The sequence below is a fragment of the Candidatus Saccharimonadia bacterium genome, assembly GCA_035544015.1.
GTDB lineage: Bacteria > Patescibacteriota > Saccharimonadia > UBA4664 > UBA4664 > UBA5169.
Genome location: DATKIP010000024.1, coordinates 1 through 1,154, shown reverse-complemented (window position 1 = coordinate 1,154; position 1,154 = coordinate 1). Strand labels below are relative to the sequence as shown.

Below are 1,154 nucleotides of genomic sequence, written 5' to 3'. Positions count from 1 at the left end.
GCCTTCATCACGATGAAGGCCGGACTGGTGATCAGGTCGTGGGCCTTGAGCAGGCGATACACCGAGGCTTCCGACACGAAGTAGCGCTCGGCATCGGTAAAGCGCACGGCCAGTTCACGGGGTGAGAGCTCAGGTTCGTCGAGGGCCAATGTGACGATCCGGGCGCGGACGTCATCGGGGATGCGGTTCCACACCCGATCAGGCCGAGGGCTGCGATCGTCCAGCGCCTCTGGCCCTCCGGTCTGATAAAGATCGCACCATCGATAAAACGTGGATCTCGGGATGCCGATCTGCTCCAGCACACGCCGAACCGGCAGATGGGATTGCTCGACGAGCCGGATGATCTCCAGCTTTTCTGAGGCCGGATATCTCATTCGCCGTCCTCCCCATCCGCCGTCACGCTTTTTTTGAGCAGACGGTTCTCCAGGGTCAGATCGGCGACCACCTCCTTGAGCGCCGTGGCCTCACGCCGCAGATCGTGGACCTCGTCCGAGGTGGCGGCCCGGGCTGTATCGCCAGCCAGGCGCTTCTTTCCAGCCTCCAGGAAGTCCTTCGACCAGCGATAGTACAGGTTCTGCGCGATCCCCTCGCGGCGACACAGCTCGGCAATGCTGTCCTCGCCGCGCAGGCCTTCCAGAACGATCCGGATCTTCTCCTCGGCCGAATAGTGCTTGCGCGTCGCCCGTCGGATGTCCTGGACAACCTTCTCAGCCGGTTCCTTCAATGGTCGGGTTTGCTGTCTCATCTTCGCTCCTATGAACGTTACGATGAGCCAGAAACTCTCCCTTATTCAATCCACCCGGTCTGTCCAATGAGCGCTGACGGCGGACATTCTGCACATCATTGGTGCGCAGCTTCTCGAGCGCCTTGCCCACGGAGAGCTTAGTAATTTCAGCCATAGTGGTCTCCTTTAGATGCTCGGTCCTGAAGTTATTTCTGGCTCGGCGAAGGTTATCTGGAGGCTAGCAGGCCATCATGAAGGGGTGCTTTCATCTTCACTCAGCTGGCGTTGCGCCAGCGCGAGCGTGTCTGGCTCGGTGTCTGACACCTGCGGCATTTGAGTGGCCATGCCCCCCATGCAATCGCTGTGTGCGCCTCGCAACCACGGTCGCCAGTGATCACGCAACACTCGCTACCAAGCGGATGCTACTCCT

Annotated in this window: 1 protein-coding gene and 1 pseudogene; both read right to left on the bottom strand. The window is 60.2% G+C overall.

The features are described from left to right. Positions 1 to 745 (bottom strand): annotated as a pseudogene (locus tag VMT30_02110) (transposase). Beyond that, positions 708 to 899, bottom strand: coding sequence for a hypothetical protein (locus VMT30_02105; protein ID HVQ43736.1), 192 nt, complete (start codon positions 897 to 899; stop codon positions 708 to 710). Before VMT30_02105 ends, VMT30_02110 begins: the two are co-directional and overlap by 38 nt. Positions 900 to 1,154: the final 255 nt, after the last annotated feature.